The following is a 17,966-nucleotide window of genomic DNA, read 5'->3' as shown; positions in this document are numbered from 1 at the left end:
AACAAAAAAGCAGTTGCTGAGAACAACTGCCATTTATCATTAAGTATCGTAAAAAAACCAATAACTTAAATCATGTATTTTAAACCTTCTTATTTAAATCTAAAGAGTTTCATCTTTTTAGTACTAGCGTTACTGACCATTGAGAGTGGTTTTAGTAAAACTAATTCATTAAAAAAATCAAAAATAGAAAATAAAATAGAAAAAGCTACACTTGTTTCTATTTTTTCAAAATTGAGCGCGCAAACCGATTATAAATTCAGCTACGGACAAGCTATTATCGCTGATAATACCACGTATACAGTAAATTACACGAATGAATCTGTGGCATTGATTTTAAGTGATCTTTCTAAAAAAGCCAATTTCAATTACAACATTAATGGTAAATTGGTTTTAATTCAAAAAGCAGTTTTGCCAAGAGCAGTTCCTGCAAAAGCGGTTGACAAAATTAGAGTAAAAGGAAAAATTGTTGACGAAAGCAAATTGCCAATTCCGGGGGCAACAGTAATCGAAAGTGGGTCTTCAAACTCAACTGTTACTGATTTTGACGGGGTATTTGAACTTTCTGTAGGAGAAGGAAAAAATATCGAAGTTTCCTATGTAGGTTACACAACAAAAGTTCTTGCTGCACAGTCTGGTTTTATGACTGTTCAATTAGAACCAAGCACTGCCGAATTGAGTGAGGTTTTAGTTGTGGGTTACGGAAAACAAGCCAAAAAAGATGTTACCGGAGCTGTTACACAATTAGAAGCAGCTAATTTTAAGCAAGGTGTAAACGTTTCTGTTGATAATTTATTACAAGGAAAAGTAGCCGGTGTTCGCGTTGTGAATACAAGCGGAGAACCTGGTGCTGGTGTAAACGTTACCATTCGTGGAGTGGGATCTATCAGAAGCGGAAGTACACCTTTATTTGTTGTTGATGGTATGCCATTGTCTAATGATGATACAAGCCCTGCCGGAACTAATGTTGGTTTTGGAGGTTCAACGGCAAAAAATCCATTAAACTTTTTGAATACAAGTGATATCGAATCGATTACAGTTTTAAAAGATGCATCTGCTGCGGCTATTTACGGAGCAAGAGGATCTAACGGAGTTGTTTTGGTGACCACTAAAAAAGGATCTAAAGGCGAAGGAACATTAACCTTTGACTCTTATATGGGAGTTTCTACTGTTGCTCATAAATTAGATGTTTTAGATGCAGGCCAATATAGAAACGCTATAAAAGATAAAGCATTTGATCATGGCGGAAACACAGATTGGCAGGATGTAATTTTTAGATCTGCAATTACTACAAACAACGCTTTATCTTTTGCAAAACAAACAGAATCAGGAAATTATTATGCATCTGTTGCACAAATGGATCAGGAAGGTATTATTCATAACAGTAATTTCAAACGTCTCTCGGGTAGAATTAATGCTGCTGAATCATTTTTAGACAACAAACGTTTAAAAGTAAAACTGAATCTTACTGCGAGCCAGACTACAGATGATGGCGTTCCTACAAGTGATGACGGTGGTTCTAACGGACAATTGATTGTGCATACTTTGATGGCAAACCCAACAAGATCAGTTTTTGATGCTAACGGAAAGTACACCAATTTTAATATGAACGCACATTATAACCCAGCTTATTTATTAAGTATTTATGAGGATCAAACGCGTACATTAAGAGTTTTAGGAAATCTAGAGGCTTCTTTGAGAATTATTGACGGATTAGAATATAAATTAAATATTGGCGTAGATCGCTCTACATCAGAAAGAAATACTACAATTTATCCCAACCTTACCGATTTAAATCCAAAAGGTAAATATGTTCAGAACAATCTTGATTCAAAAAATTCTTTGGTTGAGCATTATCTAACTTATAATAAGGCATTCGATAAACATAAATTTGAAGTTCTTGGCGGATTCTCTTATCAAAAATTTGAAAGATCAGGAACAAGTTTCAGTATTGATGGAATTTCAGCGCAGGGAGCAGGTGTAAAACCGTCTATTAATCCAGGTTTTGCAGGAACGCAGTCTGGTACAACAGGTTATGCTCAGGAAAACGAATTGCAGTCTTATTTTGGAAGATTAAATTACGGTTTTGATAATAAATACTTATTAACAGCTTCTATGAGAGCTGATGGTTCTACACGTTTTGGAGATAATAACAAATATGGTTATTTCCCTTCATTTGCTTTAGGATGGAATATTTCTAATGAAAATTTCCTGAAAGATTCTCAAACAATCAATAACCTAAAGCTTAGAGCAAGCTGGGGACAAACAGGAAATCAAGAAGTACCCAATAAACAAACTAAGGCAAGTTACTCTTTGGCTGGCCCGGACGGATATTATTTAAATGATGATTTAAATCTTGTAAATGGTGTTTCTGTTTCCAGAACAGCAAATCCAGATTTAAAATGGGAAGTTGTTACACAATATAATGTAGGTCTTGATTTTAATTTGTGGAATGACAGATTTTATGGAACTGTAGACTATTTTAATAAAACAACTACAGATGCTATTTTGTATATACCTTCAACTCCTTTGAGTCAGACAAAATTTATTTGGACAAATATCGACGGTAAAATTGTTAACAAGGGTATTGAGATTATGCTGGGTTCTAAAATCATCGATAGAAAAGATTTCACTTGGAATGTTGATGTGAATGGATCAACATTAAACAACAAAATTGAAAACTTACCGCTTTCAGAGATCTTAACAGGTGCTATTTCTGGTCCTGGACAATCAGGGGTTAATGCTAATATTTACAAAAGCGGTTATTCGGCTGGTTCATTTTATTTGTTAGAGCACACTGGTTTTGATCAAAATGGAGCAAACGTATTTAAAGACCAGAACGGAGACGGTAAAATTGATAACAGCGACAGGATTATTATCGAAGGAGCTTTACCGACTTTTTATTACGGTTTCAACAGTGATATGAGATATAAAAACTTTAGTTTTTCATTCTCAATTATTGGGCAAACGGGCGGTTATTTGTTGAATAATACAGGATTAAATGCTTTGAATATTAACAACTTAGCATCAGATCGTAACGTGGCAACAGGATATTATGAGTCAGGGGCAAATCCAACAAACTCACCAATTTTGTCTACGCTTTTCTTAGAAAAGTCTGATTTTATAAGATTAAATGCGGCACGTATAGGTTACAATTTTGATTTGAAAGGATTGAACTGGATTAATGGCTTAACACTTTATGTTACAGGAAATAACCTAATTACAATTACAAATTATACAGGATTTGATCCATTAGTAAATACGCCTAAAGCAACCGACGGTAACCAATCTATTGGAATTGATTACGCAGCTTATCCAACTTCGAGAACGTTCAGTTTCGGAGCAACTTTAAAATTATAAATTATGAAGACAAAGACATTATTAAGCATAAAATTTTTAACATTATTTTCTTTTATTTTTCTACTAAACAGCTGTACTGATCTGGATGAAGTTTTTTTAGATGAAATACCTGGAAATACAGTTTCAGATCCAGCGGGTTCACTTGCTGCGGCTTATGACAGATTGGGTGACGGAACTTTCGTTGATCATGGAGCCATTTTTGCCATGCAGGAATACACTACAGATGAAGCTATTTTACCAACTCGTGGAAGTGACTGGGGAGATGGCGGAAAATGGAGAGATATGCACGAATTTACCTGGAGCTCTACCAATTCAATCATTGTAGGTAACTGGGATTTATTAACAAATGGTATTACACGTTGTATAACGGCTATACAATCGGCTGAACAAAGTTCAATTCCCGAAAAGAAATTATATGCTGCAGAAGCAAAAGCACTTATGGCTTTTTACACGTATACCACTTTGGATTTATACGCACAGGCTCCATATAAAGATCCAATGGATGCAAAAGCGACTTTACAAATTTTAAAAGCTGATACTCAAATAGATAAATTAATTACAGATGTTGAGGCTTTAATTCCTGATTTAGCTGATATTGGAACGCAGAGAACCTATCAGGGAAGATTTACCAAACAAGCCGCTTATGCTTTTTTAGCCAACATGTATTTAAATCGTGCTGTATTCAAAGATCGTTACAATGCATCATCAAATTTCAATTTCAATGAACCAGCTGTAACAGGAAGCGCAGGAACAGATATGGATCGTGTTATTTATTACACGTCGTTACTAATCGATTCAGGAAAATTCAGTTTAGAAAGTGACTTTTTCAAAAACTTTGCAAGAGACAACAATAACGGTAAAGAGCTTATTTTTGCCATTTCTCAAAAAATAGATTACATCCGTAACGGTTCAAACAGTTTTGCATATGTGTGTATGGAGCGTAACCAGAGAACATCTGCTGCAAACAGAGGAACAAATGCAGCTTGTACAACACCTGAATTCTACGCATCATGGGATGGCAATCATGACGATCCACGATTTGAACAACATTACCAATATGCTGATGGTACATGGTTCATGAACGATGGTACAGATGTAAGTGTTCCTGCAACAGATATCGTACCTAAAAGCAGCCCGGCTTTGCCATGGTTCCATTTCAACAGAGGAATCCAGGCAGGACTTCAATACGGCCCAATATTATTGCCTTCAGGATCTCTTGAAATGGTAGGTAACCGTATCAAAGTTTCTCCATTATTTATGGAAAAAAGTACCGGTACAAGAATGAATTTTACCCCATCATTAACATTTGCAGACCCTACTAAATCTGTTTTTGCTCAAAACGAAATCAATCAGGGAGCCCGTGTTTTTAAATACGAATTTGATCCTGAAGGAGGAAATGGTAACAGTAATGTCGATATTCCATTATTCCGTTTAGGAGGAATTTATGCCATGAGAGCCGAAGCTTATTTTAGAAAAGGAAGCACAGGTTTAGCCATGATCGATCTTAATACACTGCGTACAAGCAGAAAAAGAGAGTCATTATTTGGTAATGCTCCGGGGAAAGCCCTTACGTCTTTAGATGCAGCGCAATTGTACAAAGAATTAGGTTTCGAATTGTACTGGGAATTACAAAGAAGACCACAAAGTATCCGTTTTGGAAAATTCGATTTAGCCGGAACTGCAAAAGCTGCTTCTCAACCCTTTAGAAGAGCATTTCCAATTCCACAAACCGTAATTGACCAAAAGGTATTCAAACAAAATCAAGGATATAATTAAAAGTTTTGTGTTAGTTTATTTTTTTTTACAAAGAGCCTGTTTCGAAAGAGACAGGCTTTTGTCTTTTTAGTTCTCAAGGTTATACATAAAGTAAAAACCTTTGAACCTTTACAACTAATCTCAAGCGCTAAAAAAAATTAGAACCTTTCATCATAGTATCTCAGAGCCTTAACAATAGGGGATTCACCATCCCGATAGGAGGAAAAAGTTACCTTGCGCGTATACGCCCTCTTATCGGGATACTGTCGGGCTTTCGCTGCTACTTCGCTAACTTAGCTCTATTCCTTATGTGCGTGTAGTTTTCAAAAGAGGATTTACCGGGGTTATCTTTCAAGAATAAAAATGCATCTTTCATAGGCAAAACCCACAATGAGAAAACCTCCGAACCTTTACACCTCAAAAACAAAGTAGTTATAATATAAAACTCAACCGAGATCTTATAAGATTCAAAACCAATTCTATAACTAAATTTGATAGTAATTTTCAACCCTTCGAAAATTTCAAAAAGTATAAAAATTCAAGAATCAATAATTCAAAAAAATCACATAAAATGATACATCAAATCGATACAACAGACAATATTGTAGCTTTTAGAGCTTTGGCCGAAGTAACAAAAGAAGACTTTCTTAGCGTAGTTGTTCCCGCTGTAGAGCATTTAGTTAAGCAAAGTAACGAAGTCAACTTTTTATTAGTTCTCGACACTGATATTCAGAATTTTACAGCCGGTGCCTGGTTGCAGGATGCTTTACTAGGATTAAAACATTTAGGAAAATGGAATAGGGCAGCAATTGTAACAGATTCTGACGATATCATAACTTTTACAAACGGTTTTAGTTTTGTCGTTCCCGGAGAATTTAAAGGATTTAAAAAATTAGAATTCAACAAAGCTTTAAATTGGGTCGAAGGAAATATTCAAATTAAATAATCATTGGCAGTATACGCTTATAAATTGATTTTAATTGAAGTACATTAGCTCAGATGTCAAGGCTTTAAATTAAAATTGGTTTATGTTTTTACCCCCAGTATCAGATCCAAGGGTTAATGCTGTGGGTTAAGATACTGTAAAAAATCTTGCCCATAAAGAGAATACAGTACAAAAAGCAGGAACAGGGAGACAACAACAACCCAATACGCCTAAAGTAGTTATCAGATCCAACAGCTAATCCTGTTCGATTGGATACCGTAAAAAGTCCCACTAAAAAATAGAAGTTAAGTTGAATCTTAAGAATGTAAATGGCCTGTAAATATTCAGGCTTTTTTTATTTCCAAAATTTAAAAGCCACGAATTCAGGAATCTTTCTAGCTGATGATGTAGCATGATCCGTGAATTCGTGGCTGACAAATATTTTTTTTGGTTTCTTATTTAAACTAAAAGAAATTTTTAGTGATTGTATTCGATACCACTACTATCAGTAAGTTCTTTCTTTGCTTTAGATACCTTAGTAAATTGTTTGTAAGCTGCTGACGCCAATAATGGTAAAGCAAGACCTCCAATAAGGTTCCCTACTTTATTTTGTCCCGCTTTTTTTAGTACAGCGCCAACTATAAGAGAACTAACTCCAGCGCAGGCAAGCTGTTTTGCAGAAAGGTTTGGTATTTTGTTATTTGTTTTTTCAGGGGTAATTCCGTGTAATAATGGATCTATAAAATTTAAATTTTCCATAAGTTTTCAATTTATTTAGTTATACTTTTTTTATGCAGATAGCTTATCGCCATCTGTCTGGTTCTCAATTTTTTCGATTTCTACTTTTTCTTTTTTAATAGCCTGTCTCAATAAAGCAAAAAGGCTCATATAGACATTAGCCATAAAAACAAGCGAAAATCCTGCCAAAATATAGCCACGCCAATCATTTAGCAAAAGTTTATAATTACAAAGGATTAAAAAAGCAATTGTGACATAATGGCTAAAACAGTATTCGCAGGTAAAGAGATAAAAAACCTTTCTGGACAAAATTGTCTTATCGTTTTTAGAATGTTTTACACACCATTCGCGAGGCTCTTTAAATATTTCTTCATGCGTTACAGTCCAGCTGATGCAAGCTATCGGGATAGCCAGAACAAACAACCAGACAATTTGAATTGTTATCTCCATCATACAAATGCATTTTCTTAAGCGATTATAATTTGTTTAAAACCAATAGCTTAAAATTACATCAATTTGCATTTAAATAGATTACATAGTTTTAATTTTTTATTATAGAATTTTATAGCAAATTTCAGATTTCAATTTACAAAAAATAACCGTTAAGTTTTAAGTGCTTAACGGTTATCTAACTATAATATTTCATGATTTCTAGAAATTTTCCGGATTTGTACTCGGAAAAGGATCGTGGGATACCTCGTCTAAATCCTCTTCAATATCTCTCAGATTTTCATCATCTTCTGAATCATCATCATCCAGATCGCCGTCTTTTTCTACTGCATTATCCAAATCTTCGGGATCGTCATCATTCGTGATTTGATCTTCTCCGTTTAGGATAGGTTCTCCGCCAGGATTATTTTCGTTTCTGTTATAATCGTTTGTCTGGTGATTTACATCATCGATAAATTCTTCCTGAATCTGGTATTTTTCACCCTGATTAGCATTTTCTTTATCAATAAGTGTGTCTAAGTCCTGATTAAAATCACGATTTTCCTGACCGTAATTTTTATTGTTTTCATTTTCCATAGTTAATATACTTTAGAATTAATTACTTCTTTGCCGAAGGCTTCTTCGCATCCTTTTCATTTGGTTTAGTTTCTCTTTTTGGAGATGTTTCTTTTTTGTCTATTTTTTTTGTCCATAGACTTTGCACCGGATGTCGAGGTGCTGCTGTTTTTTTGATCTGTAGTTTTCATGATATTTTTTTTAAATGTTTGTTATGGTACAAATCTACTTCCTCAATGCTGCTTGTTTTTTACAAAAAAACATATTCTAATTGTATAATTAACAGCACCTTATAATGTAAGTTTTTTGTTTAATGATATAACTTTTGAGGAAAGGCAAAAATCTATTTTCTAAAAGGAATAATTAGTATTTGTAACTGATTATCAAACGTTTAAATGATGTAATTTTTGCGTATAATCATGTAAGCAGTTGGTTGTATTGTACCCTACATTTGTCAGGCTTGTTACAGTTTATAATTCTCCCTAACTACTTTAATGACTTATTAAATGAGAATATAAACTACTTTTTAAAGCCATTTTAAAAATCCTAAACAACTATCAAAAAAATGAAAAATTCAAAGAAACCAAGTCAGGATCATGCTGATGAAAAACAAAGAGATTTAGAATTTAATAAATCAAATGCTGAGAATCAATTTCTGACCACCAATCAGGGAGTGAAAATTAATGACAACAACAATTCACTAAAAGCTGGTGAAAGAGGACCATCTTTACTGGAAGATTTTATTCTTAGAGAAAAAATTACCCATTTTGACCACGAACGTATTCCCGAAAGAATCGTACATGCAAGAGGTTCGGCAGCTCACGGTTATTTTGAATTGTATGAGTCGATGGAGAAATATACCAAAGCCGGTTTTCTTAACGATAAAAGCATCAAAACGCCTGTATTTGTTCGTTTTTCAACTGTCGCAGGTTCAAGAGGTTCAACCGATTTAGCGCGTGATGTACGCGGATTCTCGGTTAAATTTTACACACAGGAAGGAAATTATGATTTGGTAGGAAACAATATGCCTGTCTTTTTTATTCAGGATGCCATGAAATTTCCTGATTTAATACACGCAGTAAAACCCGAACCACATCACGAAATGCCTCAGGCAGCATCTGCTCACGATACTTTTTGGGATTTTATTTCCCTAATGCCAGAATCGATGCACATGATTATGTGGGTAATGAGCGACAGGGCAATCCCGAGAAGTCTAAGAATGATGGAAGGTTTTGGAGTTCACACCTTTAGATTCATCAATAAAAATAACGAATCGCATTTCGTGAAATTTCATTGGAAACCTAAATTAGGAACTCACGCTGTAGCCTGGGATGAAGCACAAAAAATATCAGGTAAAAACTCCGATTTTCACAGGCAGGATTTATGGGAAGCGATCGAAGGCGGAAACTTTCCTGAATGGGAATTAGGCGTACAAATCATTCCTGAAGCCGACGAACATAAATTCGAATTTGATCTTTTGGACCCAACCAAATTAATTCCGGAAGAACTGGTTCCCGTGCAAATTATAGGTAAAATGGTTCTGAATAAAAATCCGGATAACTTTTTTGCAGAAACAGAGCAGGTTGCCTTTCACCCAGGACATGTAGTTCCTGGAATCGATTTCTCGAATGATCCATTATTACAAGGAAGATTATTTTCTTATACAGATACACAATTATCAAGATTAGGAAGTCCTAATTTTCATGAAATCCCAATCAATCGTACTGTTGCGCCTATGAACAATAATCAGCGTGACGGACATATGCGCCAGGAAATTCCAACCGGTCGTGTGAGTTATCATCCTAATTCATTAGGCGGTGGTTGTCCGTTTCAGGCAAAAATAGACGAGGGAGGTTTTAGTAGTTTCAACGAACGAATCGATGCGCAAAAAATACGTGAAAGAAGCGAGAGTTTCTCAGACCATTTTAGTCAGGCAAAACTTTTCTTCAACAGCCAAACGCCAATTGAGCAAAACCATATTGGAGAGGCTTTGTCTTTTGAACTTGGAAAAGTAGAAACAAAAGCCATTAGAGAACGTATGTTGGGATTAATTTCTCAAATCGATAAAAATCTGGCGGCAAAAGTAGGTAAGGCATTAGGTATGAATGTACCAACTGAACTTGAAAAACCAATTAATCACGGTGTTGGAGCTGACGATGAAGGGAAACAAGAGCCGAGAGAAGTAAAACAATCTATCGAGAATTCGGATGCTTTAAGTATGTTGAAAAATCCAACTATTTCGAATACAATTGCCACAAGACAAGTTGCTTTTTTATGTGCAGAAGGTGTAAATGCCGAATCTGTAAAAACCATGAAACTGGCCTTACAAGATGCCGGAGCAAAAGCTGTAATTATTGCACCGCATTTAGGTACAATTGTATCAGAAGAAGGTCTGGAAATTGCTGTAGATCAAAGTTATCTTATTGCCGCTTCGGTATTGTTTGATGCTGTTTATATTCCGGCAGGAAAAGGAATTTTAGCACTTAAAAACAAGAAAGAAGTAGGTGAATTTATAAAAGATGCTTACCATCACTGTAAGTTTATCGCAGCCGAAGGTCAGGGCGTTCAGGTTCTTCCTTTAAAAGACGACGTGCACAAAGATGCGGGAATTTTAACCAGCGAAAAAATAGGGGATAAGGCTTTGGCCACTTCTTTTATAAAAGCAATGGGAAGACACCGTTTCTGGGAAAGAGAAGAGTTATTAAAAAAAGAATAATTTTTTTGAAATGTAATTTCTAATAAGCAGGAAATGAAAAAGTTTTTCTACCATAACAGTTTGTCCATTGTGTTTCTGTTACTTTTTATCGGTGCCTTTATAGGTCAGATATTTTTTGGTATAGAAGAATATAACAAAGAGCTTTTAGAAAGCGGTGGTCATGCAGTTACGATGAGCAATTATCTGACCACCGGACATTTCATAGAAGCGACTTTCGAAAATTGGGAAAGTGAGTTTCTACAAATGGCTTTGTTAGTATGGCTTACTATTTTTCTCAAACAAAAAGGATCATCAGAATCTAAAGGTTTTGATGGAGATGAAGAAGTTGACCGTGAGCCTTCACCCAACCGAAAAGGCGCACCATGGCCGGTGAAAAAAGGAGGAGTTTGGCTTTGGCTATATAAAAACTCATTGACAATCAGTTTGTTTTTGCTGTTTTTTGCTTCTTTTGTACTTCATTTTTATGGAAGTTTAAAAGACGAAAATACAGCGAATGTTTTAAAAGGAAATCCACAACTTTCTTTGGTGGATTATCTGGGAGAATCAAGATTTTGGTTTGAATCTTTTCAGAATTGGCAAAGCGAATTTCTTTCGGTTTTTGCCATTATAGTATTGTCTATTTTTTTAAGACAAAAAGGATCTTCACAATCTAAACCTGTAGACGCGCCTCATAGCGAAACAGGAGAATAAATAAGTATAATTAATTAGATAATAATATGGCCTCAGAAAAAGTGACTGCATGTTGCCAGGCTCTAATAAAAAAAAATTGGACCATCGCTTTTGTAGAAAGTGCCTCGGCAGGAAAATTAAGTTATGAATTTTCGACCGTGATCAATTCGGGACAAATCCTCATTGGTGGAATGGTTTGTTATCATACCTCAATGAAAGAAGATTTGCTTTTGATTCCGCAGGGAACGATTAGAAAACATACCGCAGAATCAGCCATTGTTACCAAGTTAATGGCACAGAATTTCCATCGTTATGTTCTGTCTGATATTTGTGTTGGCTTAACCGGGCTCACAACGCCGGGTGGAAGTGAAACCCCACGCAAACCTGTAGGAACCATTTTTGTTCATATTATCTTTCCCGATAAGGAAATCGCTAGACAATTTACATTTAAAGGAAAACCTGATAGCATCGTTGATCAGGCTATTGATGCAGTTTCAGAATTGATTTTGGAAGAGGTATAAATATAAGATTTAAATCAGTTTTAGGCCTTTAAATGCACAGTAAAATGTTATTTTAAATAAACCGTTTAAATTTTTACCGATTAAAATGCTACATTTACCAGAATGCCATAATGGTGTTTTTCACATTACCTAAAAACATGAATTAGATGGCATATCGTCCAAAATTAATTTATATTTCTACAATCTACTACAATGACTAACAATTTAGATTCCACTATAAATGTTGATTTTTTAGATAAGCTAAAAAATCAAACAGCAACAGCGCATAAAAAGCTTGAAAGTCTTCCGGTTTCAGCATCTATACTTTCTCCTCAAATGAAGATAGCTGACTATTGCCATTATTTATCTCTAATGTATGATGTACATTATAGTGCTCAGGAAATTGTTTTTCCTTTGCTAAAAGATCATATTACAGATTTAGCAGAAAGAGAAAAAACGCAATTAATAAATAAAGATCTTTCTTTTTTATATTACACAAAAAATAATACAGTTTGGGTTTTTAGCAATAAGGTTATAAATGTTCCATTTGCATTGGGTATTCTCTATGTTATAGAAGGATCCTCGCTTGGAGGGCGTTTTATTCTAAAAAATATTGAAACAATTCCGGGATTAGATCAGCAGCAGGGAGTTTCGTATTTTACAGGTTATGGTAATAAAACAGGAAGTTATTGGAAAACTTTTTTAAACCAGCTTACAACATACCAACAGCAGAATAATTGCCAGGACGAGATCATAAATGGTGCTGTTTATGCTTTTGATACGATTTACAACCATTTTTCGAAAACTGTCAAGAATGAAGATTAAGGATATTGTTAACCGCGATTTGGTCACACTAACAAATTGTGAGCATGAACCCATACATATTCCGGGAAGTATTCAGCCGCATGGTTTTTTGTTGGGAATTGATTTAGATTGGAAAATTGAATTTTGTACTGCCAATATTAATTTGTTTCTCGATTTAACGTACGATGAATTATTAGGACATAAATTCAGTAAAATTTTTGGAGCACCAGCACAAAAAGAGCTTTATGATTATGTACACAATCAAAAAGAGCAACTTGTTTTTCCGCTTGAAGTGCAATTAAAAGGAGTAGCATTTCAGATTACAATACATAAATCCGGTGCTATTTATGTGCTTGAAGCAGAGCCTCAATCTACAGGTAAAGAACAATTGGCCAATATTTACGCGCAGACCATTCAGTTTGTATCTAATATGAATAATACCCGATCATTAAAAGAGTTATGCGCACTTGTTGCAGAGGGAACAAGGGAAATAACAGGATATGATCGTGTAATGATTTACCGTTTTGATGAGGATTATAACGGCGAAATTTTTGCCGAAGATTGCAGAGAAGATCTGGAGCCATTTTTAGGACTTCATTATCCTCATACTGATATTCCTGTGCAGGCGAGAGAATTGTATATGAAAAATCTTTTGCGGCTTATTGTTGATATTGGTTACGAACCGGTTCCTATCTTTACCATAGATGATAAAGAAAATAAAAATCTTGATCTGAGTCTTTCGTCTCTGCGTAGCACATCGCCAATTCATGTAGAGTATCTTAAAAATATGGGTGTTGGCGCTACACTTACCATTTCGCTTATTCATCATGGCAGATTGTGGGGACTTATTGCCTGTCATCATTATTCGCCTAAAAATATTTCTCCCGAAATTAGACTGGCAGCCAAACTTCAGGGACAGTTTATTACTTCTCAAATCGATTTAAGACAATCGAATGATGAATATGAGATTGCCCGTAAAACCAATAAAGCTCTGGAACGATTAACGGATTTAAATCTTCCGTTAGTACATGACTCTTTCGAGATTATTTGCGCTAATCCTGAATTGTTAAAGCTTTGTAATGCTACCGGAGTTTCTATTTGTATTGGACGTAAAACGTATAAAAACGGAGTAACGCCATCTGATCAGGAGATCGAAAAGATCATCATGAGTATGCAGGATAACGAGTATGGAAAAACATTCAGTACCAATAAACTGAGCAATTTTGTAACAGATTTAAAAAGTTACGAGGATGTTTCCGGAATAATTTATTATGCTTTGGGCGATGGCAACAATATTATTTGGTACAGGCCGGAAACGGTTGCTGTGATCAATTGGGCTGGAGATCCTGAAAAAGCCATTATTATCGATAGTAAAGGACTGCATCCCAGAAATTCATTCAATTTATGGAAACAGATTATAAAACATCAAAGTAAAGCCTGGTTACAACCGGAGCTAAATGCGGCGGCAAGTTATGCACATTCTCTTCATAATCAGATTATAATGTTATTGCTTAGTGAAGAAGAGGAGAAATACCGAAATCTGAGTGATGTATTGAAAGAAACAAATCTGGAACTGGAAAACATTAACTGGATTAGTACGCACGATTTGCAGGAACCTTTACGTAAGATTCAGTTTATTGCTTCGAAAGTATTATCAGATACTACCGAAATCCCTTCTGTGGCGATAATAGATTCGTTACAGCGAGTGACCAAATCGGCAAATAGAATGCAGAATTTATTGATAGATATCCTTAAATATACCCGAATAAAACATACCAAAGAATCCATTCAAAAAGTAAACCTTAATACGATTATGGAAGAAACTTTGCAGGATATGAAAGAGATAATTGAGGAAAATAGAGCCACTTTTGAATGCGAAAGTCTTCCTGAAGTGCATGCAGTTCCATTTTTGATGAAGCAGTTATTTTCGAATATCATGCAAAATTCATTAAAATACGCCTCTGTAAACCGACTTCCGTTGATTAAGGTAACAGCTTCAAAAGAACCGGAAATCAATGAATATTCTAATAAAGTATATTGTAATTGGGTAACTTTTACTGATAACGGTATTGGTTTCGAACAGGAATATGCCGAATCTATTTTTAAAATATTTACCAGACTACATACGCTCGAAAAATACGATGGTTCAGGTGTTGGACTGGCATTATGCAAAAAAATTATGCAAACCTGCCACGGAAATATCCGCGCAGTTGGTAAACTGAATGAAGGAACAGAAATTACGATTTATTTCCCTTGTGATCCAAAAGATTCCCTTATTGTTAATTGAGCTTAATTAGTTGTTAGTGAGTTAACTAAGAGTTTAAAAGGATTTGATAAAAGTCGCAAAGATGAATGCCTTTGCGACTTTTTATTTTTAGGTTATTTTCTACTATAAAGTGAACCATTCCTGATTGATTTTTTATTCAATTCTCCTTTTTCGTATAAGCTTTCTAAAATAGTTGTCGCTTCAGAATACGATTTATCCAAAATCACAGCGTATTCTTTTGGAGCCAAAGTGGGATAAATTTCAAAAAGGGCTAAAGAATTTGCAACTATAAATAGTTTCTTTTTAGCATCAGGATATAAAGCTAATATAGCGTTTTCATACGATGCGTAAGGTTTAGAACCGTAAACCGTTAGCTGATTATTATTTGCATCAGAAAAAAACAAAGTAGGAAAACCTCTTACGCCAAGTGTTCTCCCATAAGTCAAATCGTCCTGAAAAAGAATTTTTGCCTGACCATCATAATCGGTTTTTAATTTATTGAGATCAAGACCGGCAAGCTCAGCGGCCTGGGCAATGTTTTCCCATTTTGCAATATTTTTCTTTTCGAGATACAATTTCTCACGAAGAATTCGCATAAATTTTATTGCTTTTTCCTTACTCTGAATTTGTGCCGCTTTCAGGGCAATACAAGACGGATAAGAAGAATCCAGAGGATCTTCAAGCCATACATTTCCATCGATAGGCATTTCGTAATGCAAACTTGCTTCATCCCAATGATGTGCTACATCTGCAGGTTTGCTTATTCCGCCGCTGTTGTATGACCAGTCGGGTAATAGGCCCCCCATTCGATAATCAATCTCAATATAGTCGCCATATTCGAGTTTTAGTTTTCTCAATTGTGGCTCAATTCCCCAACACGAAGAGCAGATAGGATCTGTGTAGTATACTATTTTTACCGGTTTGCTTTCTGTCGTAATTGTGCCATTTTCATTCGGTTTTTCATCAACAGGCATTTCGCATGTTCCGGTTTCGGGATCGCATAATAATGGATTTATTTTGTTTTCGTTCATTTTTGAGGTTGTTTGTGATTGGCAGCTAAAACTGTACATCAGGATTAATAATAGCGACAGCATTTTCATAAATAACTGTTTTAAATTTACGCTTCGGTTTTTAATTTTATAATTTTACTGCAAACTTCGCTCATCTTTAATCACAAGTCAATTAGTCTAAAAAATATGACTATAGAAAATAAATCTCAAAAAGAAAATGAATGTCCGGCAGAAGGGCTTCTAAAATTGTTATCCGGAAAATGGAAACCACAGATTTTTTTGCTAGCGGTTAATGGTCCTTTGCGCTTCAACGGACTTTTAAGAGAGATTAAAGGCGCTAACAAACAATCGATCGCCGTGGCGCTTCGCGAGCTGGAAGATTTTGGAATTTTAGACAAAAATGTGATCAAGCTGAAACCACTTCATATCGAATATAATTTATCTGAAAAAGGAAAATCTTTGATTCCGGTTTTTAAGCAATTGGAGTTTTTTTTGGAAAGGTAATCTCTGCGCAACTTAGATTTAAACAATAATTGAAATGACCATAATACAAAAAATTAAACGCCTTTATAACCTTTCGGAAAATGAAAATTATGGATTTTCGGAAGCTGAGATTCTTGAACTTGAAAAAAAATTAGAGGTAACGCTTCCGGCAAAACTTAAAGAATATTATCTGGAATTAGGAAAAGAAGAAAACCTAAATCACTCTTTTAACAGGCTTTTGAAACTAGAAAGCGAAATTGGTTATTCAGAAGATGGATATTTGGTTATTTACGAAGAAAACCAAGTTGTAGCATTTTGGGGAATCAAAAAAGAAGATTTAAAGTTAGATAATCCGCCAATATATGGCAATTATGATACCATTGAAAAATCGGACTGGGAAATTGAAACCCAAACCACTGAGATTTTTTTTCTTTTTATGGCTGTTTTTAATGGCACTTTGGGCGGACTAAAATATAACGGAAATTATTTTGGTGGAATTGATTCAGATATTGTAAAGTTTGTTGAGCAAAACTGGATCTTAATACCGGATATAAGTCGTGATAATCAAAAAGTATATACTGAACATTACAATGAGCTGATCAGTCTGTCTTTTGATCAAGATAATAATTGCACGGCAGCTTTTATAGGAACAAGCCATCAGGATCGTTTCGATAGTATTTTAGAGAATTTAGATATTGACTGGTCTTATCTTTCGTATGATGATGACGGGGAATATGAAGAAGAGTAGTGGTAATAAATATTATTTTTGTAAGAAGGAAACTTTCAAAAAAGGAAACTTTCAAAATAAATATCAAACAAACCATTAAACACTAAAAATGATGAAAAAACTATTTTTAATTTTACTGTTGTTATTGCAAATACCTACAATCTCAGGACAAAATCAAAGTGAAGACCCTTCATCAAAAAAAATTATCGGAACCTGGTACATGGATCAAAACCGGGATACGAAATGGGTTTTCAGTCAGGATGGAAAAGTCTACAACTATAATAAAAACATTTTTAAGGTAATGTATGGCTATACCATTTCGCACTCCTGTCAAAATTATTTATCTGAGACTATTGAATTTATAACATTAATGGACAAAGACGGAAATGAATTTTGTTTTAGAATAAATGCAATCAATGAAAACAAAAATGGCATATTATCACTTACTAAAATGGATAATATGGAGCAACTATTATTTGTAGACAATACTGATGTAATCGTAAGGAACTAAACAATTTAAAATTAATTATTGATAATTTAGTTTCGAAAAAATGAGCATACCTTTAATCTTATTTGTGTTGTTTTTAATAGCAATTGTTTCCTGTAAACGAAATACTGCTGACACTATTTATTCCGTTTCTTATAGTATCGAAAATGGAGGTAAGGGCGCTGCCAGTTTCAGTCTTTTAATTTCAAAAGATTCGACAAAGTACCTATGGGCAAATTATAAAGAAACAAAAACCAGATCTGAAGTTACATCCAGCGATAGATGGAAAAAAATAATAAATAGCATAAAGTTGGTAGATTTTAAGCATATTAATAGTGGTAAACGTCGTATTCAGTATGATAGTTCAGATGTTGTAATAACAATAAATGCAGATAAAGAATATAAATTGATCAATAGAGAAGAGGATTCTGTAAATTATACTAAGATAAAACCTTTAGAAATATTGCTGAAGCAAGAATATAAAAAATTAGATTCTTTAGCATTACATCTTTAATTAATACAAA

General features: G+C 34.6%; 16 protein-coding genes. 12 read left to right on the top strand and 4 right to left on the bottom strand.

Annotation, left to right across the window (positions count from 1 at the left end; translation table 11 throughout):
- Positions 1-72 precede the first annotated feature (72 nt).
- The 3 genes from IRZ78_RS08990 to IRZ78_RS08980 all read left to right on the top strand — a co-directional run bounded on the left by IRZ78_RS08990 (position 73) and on the right by IRZ78_RS08980 (position 6,058).
- Positions 73-3,357, top strand: coding sequence for a TonB-dependent receptor (locus IRZ78_RS08990; protein ID WP_194616201.1), 3,285 nt, complete (start codon positions 73-75; stop codon positions 3,355-3,357).
- A 3-nt stretch (positions 3,358-3,360) separates the two neighbouring features.
- Complete coding sequence (locus IRZ78_RS08985) at positions 3,361-5,133, top strand: RagB/SusD family nutrient uptake outer membrane protein (RefSeq protein ID WP_194616200.1); 1,773 nt, start codon at positions 3,361-3,363, stop codon at positions 5,131-5,133.
- A gap of 550 nt (positions 5,134-5,683) precedes the next feature.
- Positions 5,684-6,058, top strand: coding sequence for an STAS/SEC14 domain-containing protein (locus IRZ78_RS08980; protein ID WP_194616199.1), 375 nt, complete (start codon positions 5,684-5,686; stop codon positions 6,056-6,058).
- A 456-nt stretch (positions 6,059-6,514) separates the two neighbouring features.
- On the opposite strand, the gene IRZ78_RS08975 is transcribed toward IRZ78_RS08980, so the two are convergent.
- The 3 genes from IRZ78_RS08975 to IRZ78_RS08965 all read right to left on the bottom strand — a co-directional run bounded on the left by IRZ78_RS08975 (position 6,515) and on the right by IRZ78_RS08965 (position 7,801).
- Positions 6,515-6,796 (bottom strand): PrgI family protein, encoded by a 282-nt coding sequence (locus tag IRZ78_RS08975; protein WP_194616198.1) that lies wholly within the window; start codon positions 6,794-6,796, stop codon positions 6,515-6,517.
- Between the two features lie 30 nt (positions 6,797-6,826).
- Entirely contained in the window at positions 6,827-7,228 is a 402-nt protein-coding gene (locus IRZ78_RS08970; RefSeq protein WP_228520416.1) for a hypothetical protein, read from the bottom strand.
- Between the two features lie 198 nt (positions 7,229-7,426).
- Positions 7,427-7,801 (bottom strand): hypothetical protein, encoded by a 375-nt coding sequence (locus IRZ78_RS08965; RefSeq protein ID WP_194616197.1) that lies wholly within the window; start codon positions 7,799-7,801, stop codon positions 7,427-7,429.
- Positions 7,802-8,345: 544 nt separating this feature from the next.
- On the opposite strand from IRZ78_RS08965, the gene IRZ78_RS08960 reads away from it, so the two are divergent.
- The 5 genes from IRZ78_RS08960 to IRZ78_RS08940 all read left to right on the top strand — a co-directional run bounded on the left by IRZ78_RS08960 (position 8,346) and on the right by IRZ78_RS08940 (position 14,756).
- The gene (locus IRZ78_RS08960) at positions 8,346-10,496 is read left to right on the top strand and encodes a catalase (RefSeq protein ID WP_194616196.1); all 2,151 of its coding nucleotides are present in this window, start codon (positions 8,346-8,348) and stop codon (positions 10,494-10,496) included.
- 33 nt (positions 10,497-10,529) lie between these two features.
- Positions 10,530-11,186: a DUF6766 family protein gene (locus IRZ78_RS08955; RefSeq protein WP_194616195.1), complete on the top strand. Its 657-nt coding sequence runs from the start codon at positions 10,530-10,532 to the stop codon at positions 11,184-11,186.
- Between the two features lie 41 nt (positions 11,187-11,227).
- Positions 11,228-11,686, top strand: coding sequence for a CinA family protein (locus IRZ78_RS08950; RefSeq protein ID WP_347349818.1), 459 nt, complete (start codon positions 11,228-11,230; stop codon positions 11,684-11,686).
- A 192-nt stretch (positions 11,687-11,878) separates the two neighbouring features.
- The gene (locus tag IRZ78_RS08945; RefSeq protein ID WP_194616193.1) at positions 11,879-12,490 is read left to right on the top strand and encodes a biliverdin-producing heme oxygenase; all 612 of its coding nucleotides are present in this window, start codon (positions 11,879-11,881) and stop codon (positions 12,488-12,490) included.
- Positions 12,480-14,756 (top strand): ATP-binding protein, encoded by a 2,277-nt coding sequence (locus IRZ78_RS08940; protein WP_194616192.1) that lies wholly within the window; start codon positions 12,480-12,482, stop codon positions 14,754-14,756. Before IRZ78_RS08945 ends, IRZ78_RS08940 begins: the two co-directional genes overlap by 11 nt.
- 92 nt (positions 14,757-14,848) lie before the next feature.
- Here the strand turns inward: IRZ78_RS08940 and IRZ78_RS08935 are convergent, their stop codons facing one another.
- A complete protein-coding gene (locus IRZ78_RS08935; protein WP_194616191.1) occupies positions 14,849-15,766 on the bottom strand; it encodes a DsbA family protein in 918 nt (305 codons plus the stop codon).
- Positions 15,767-15,931: 165 nt separating this feature from the next.
- Here IRZ78_RS08935 and IRZ78_RS08930 point away from each other — a divergent pair, with 165 nt between their 5' ends.
- The 4 genes from IRZ78_RS08930 to IRZ78_RS08915 all read left to right on the top strand — a co-directional run bounded on the left by IRZ78_RS08930 (position 15,932) and on the right by IRZ78_RS08915 (position 17,956).
- A complete protein-coding gene (locus tag IRZ78_RS08930) occupies positions 15,932-16,249 on the top strand; it encodes a helix-turn-helix domain-containing protein (protein ID WP_194616190.1) in 318 nt (105 codons plus the stop codon).
- Positions 16,250-16,283: 34 nt separating this feature from the next.
- Positions 16,284-16,976: an SMI1/KNR4 family protein gene (locus tag IRZ78_RS08925; protein WP_194616189.1), complete on the top strand. Its 693-nt coding sequence runs from the start codon at positions 16,284-16,286 to the stop codon at positions 16,974-16,976.
- A 91-nt stretch (positions 16,977-17,067) separates the two neighbouring features.
- A complete protein-coding gene (locus IRZ78_RS08920; protein ID WP_194616188.1) occupies positions 17,068-17,466 on the top strand; it encodes a hypothetical protein in 399 nt (132 codons plus the stop codon).
- A 40-nt stretch (positions 17,467-17,506) separates the two neighbouring features.
- A complete protein-coding gene (locus tag IRZ78_RS08915) occupies positions 17,507-17,956 on the top strand; it encodes a hypothetical protein (protein WP_194616187.1) in 450 nt (149 codons plus the stop codon).
- Positions 17,957-17,966: the final 10 nt, after the last annotated feature.

It is taken from the genome of Flavobacterium sp. CSZ, from assembly GCF_015350725.1.
Taxonomy (GTDB): Bacteria; Bacteroidota; Bacteroidia; order Flavobacteriales; family Flavobacteriaceae; genus Flavobacterium.
Note: the sequence above shows the minus strand (reverse complement) of the source record. Positions and strands in the feature narration are given on the sequence as shown.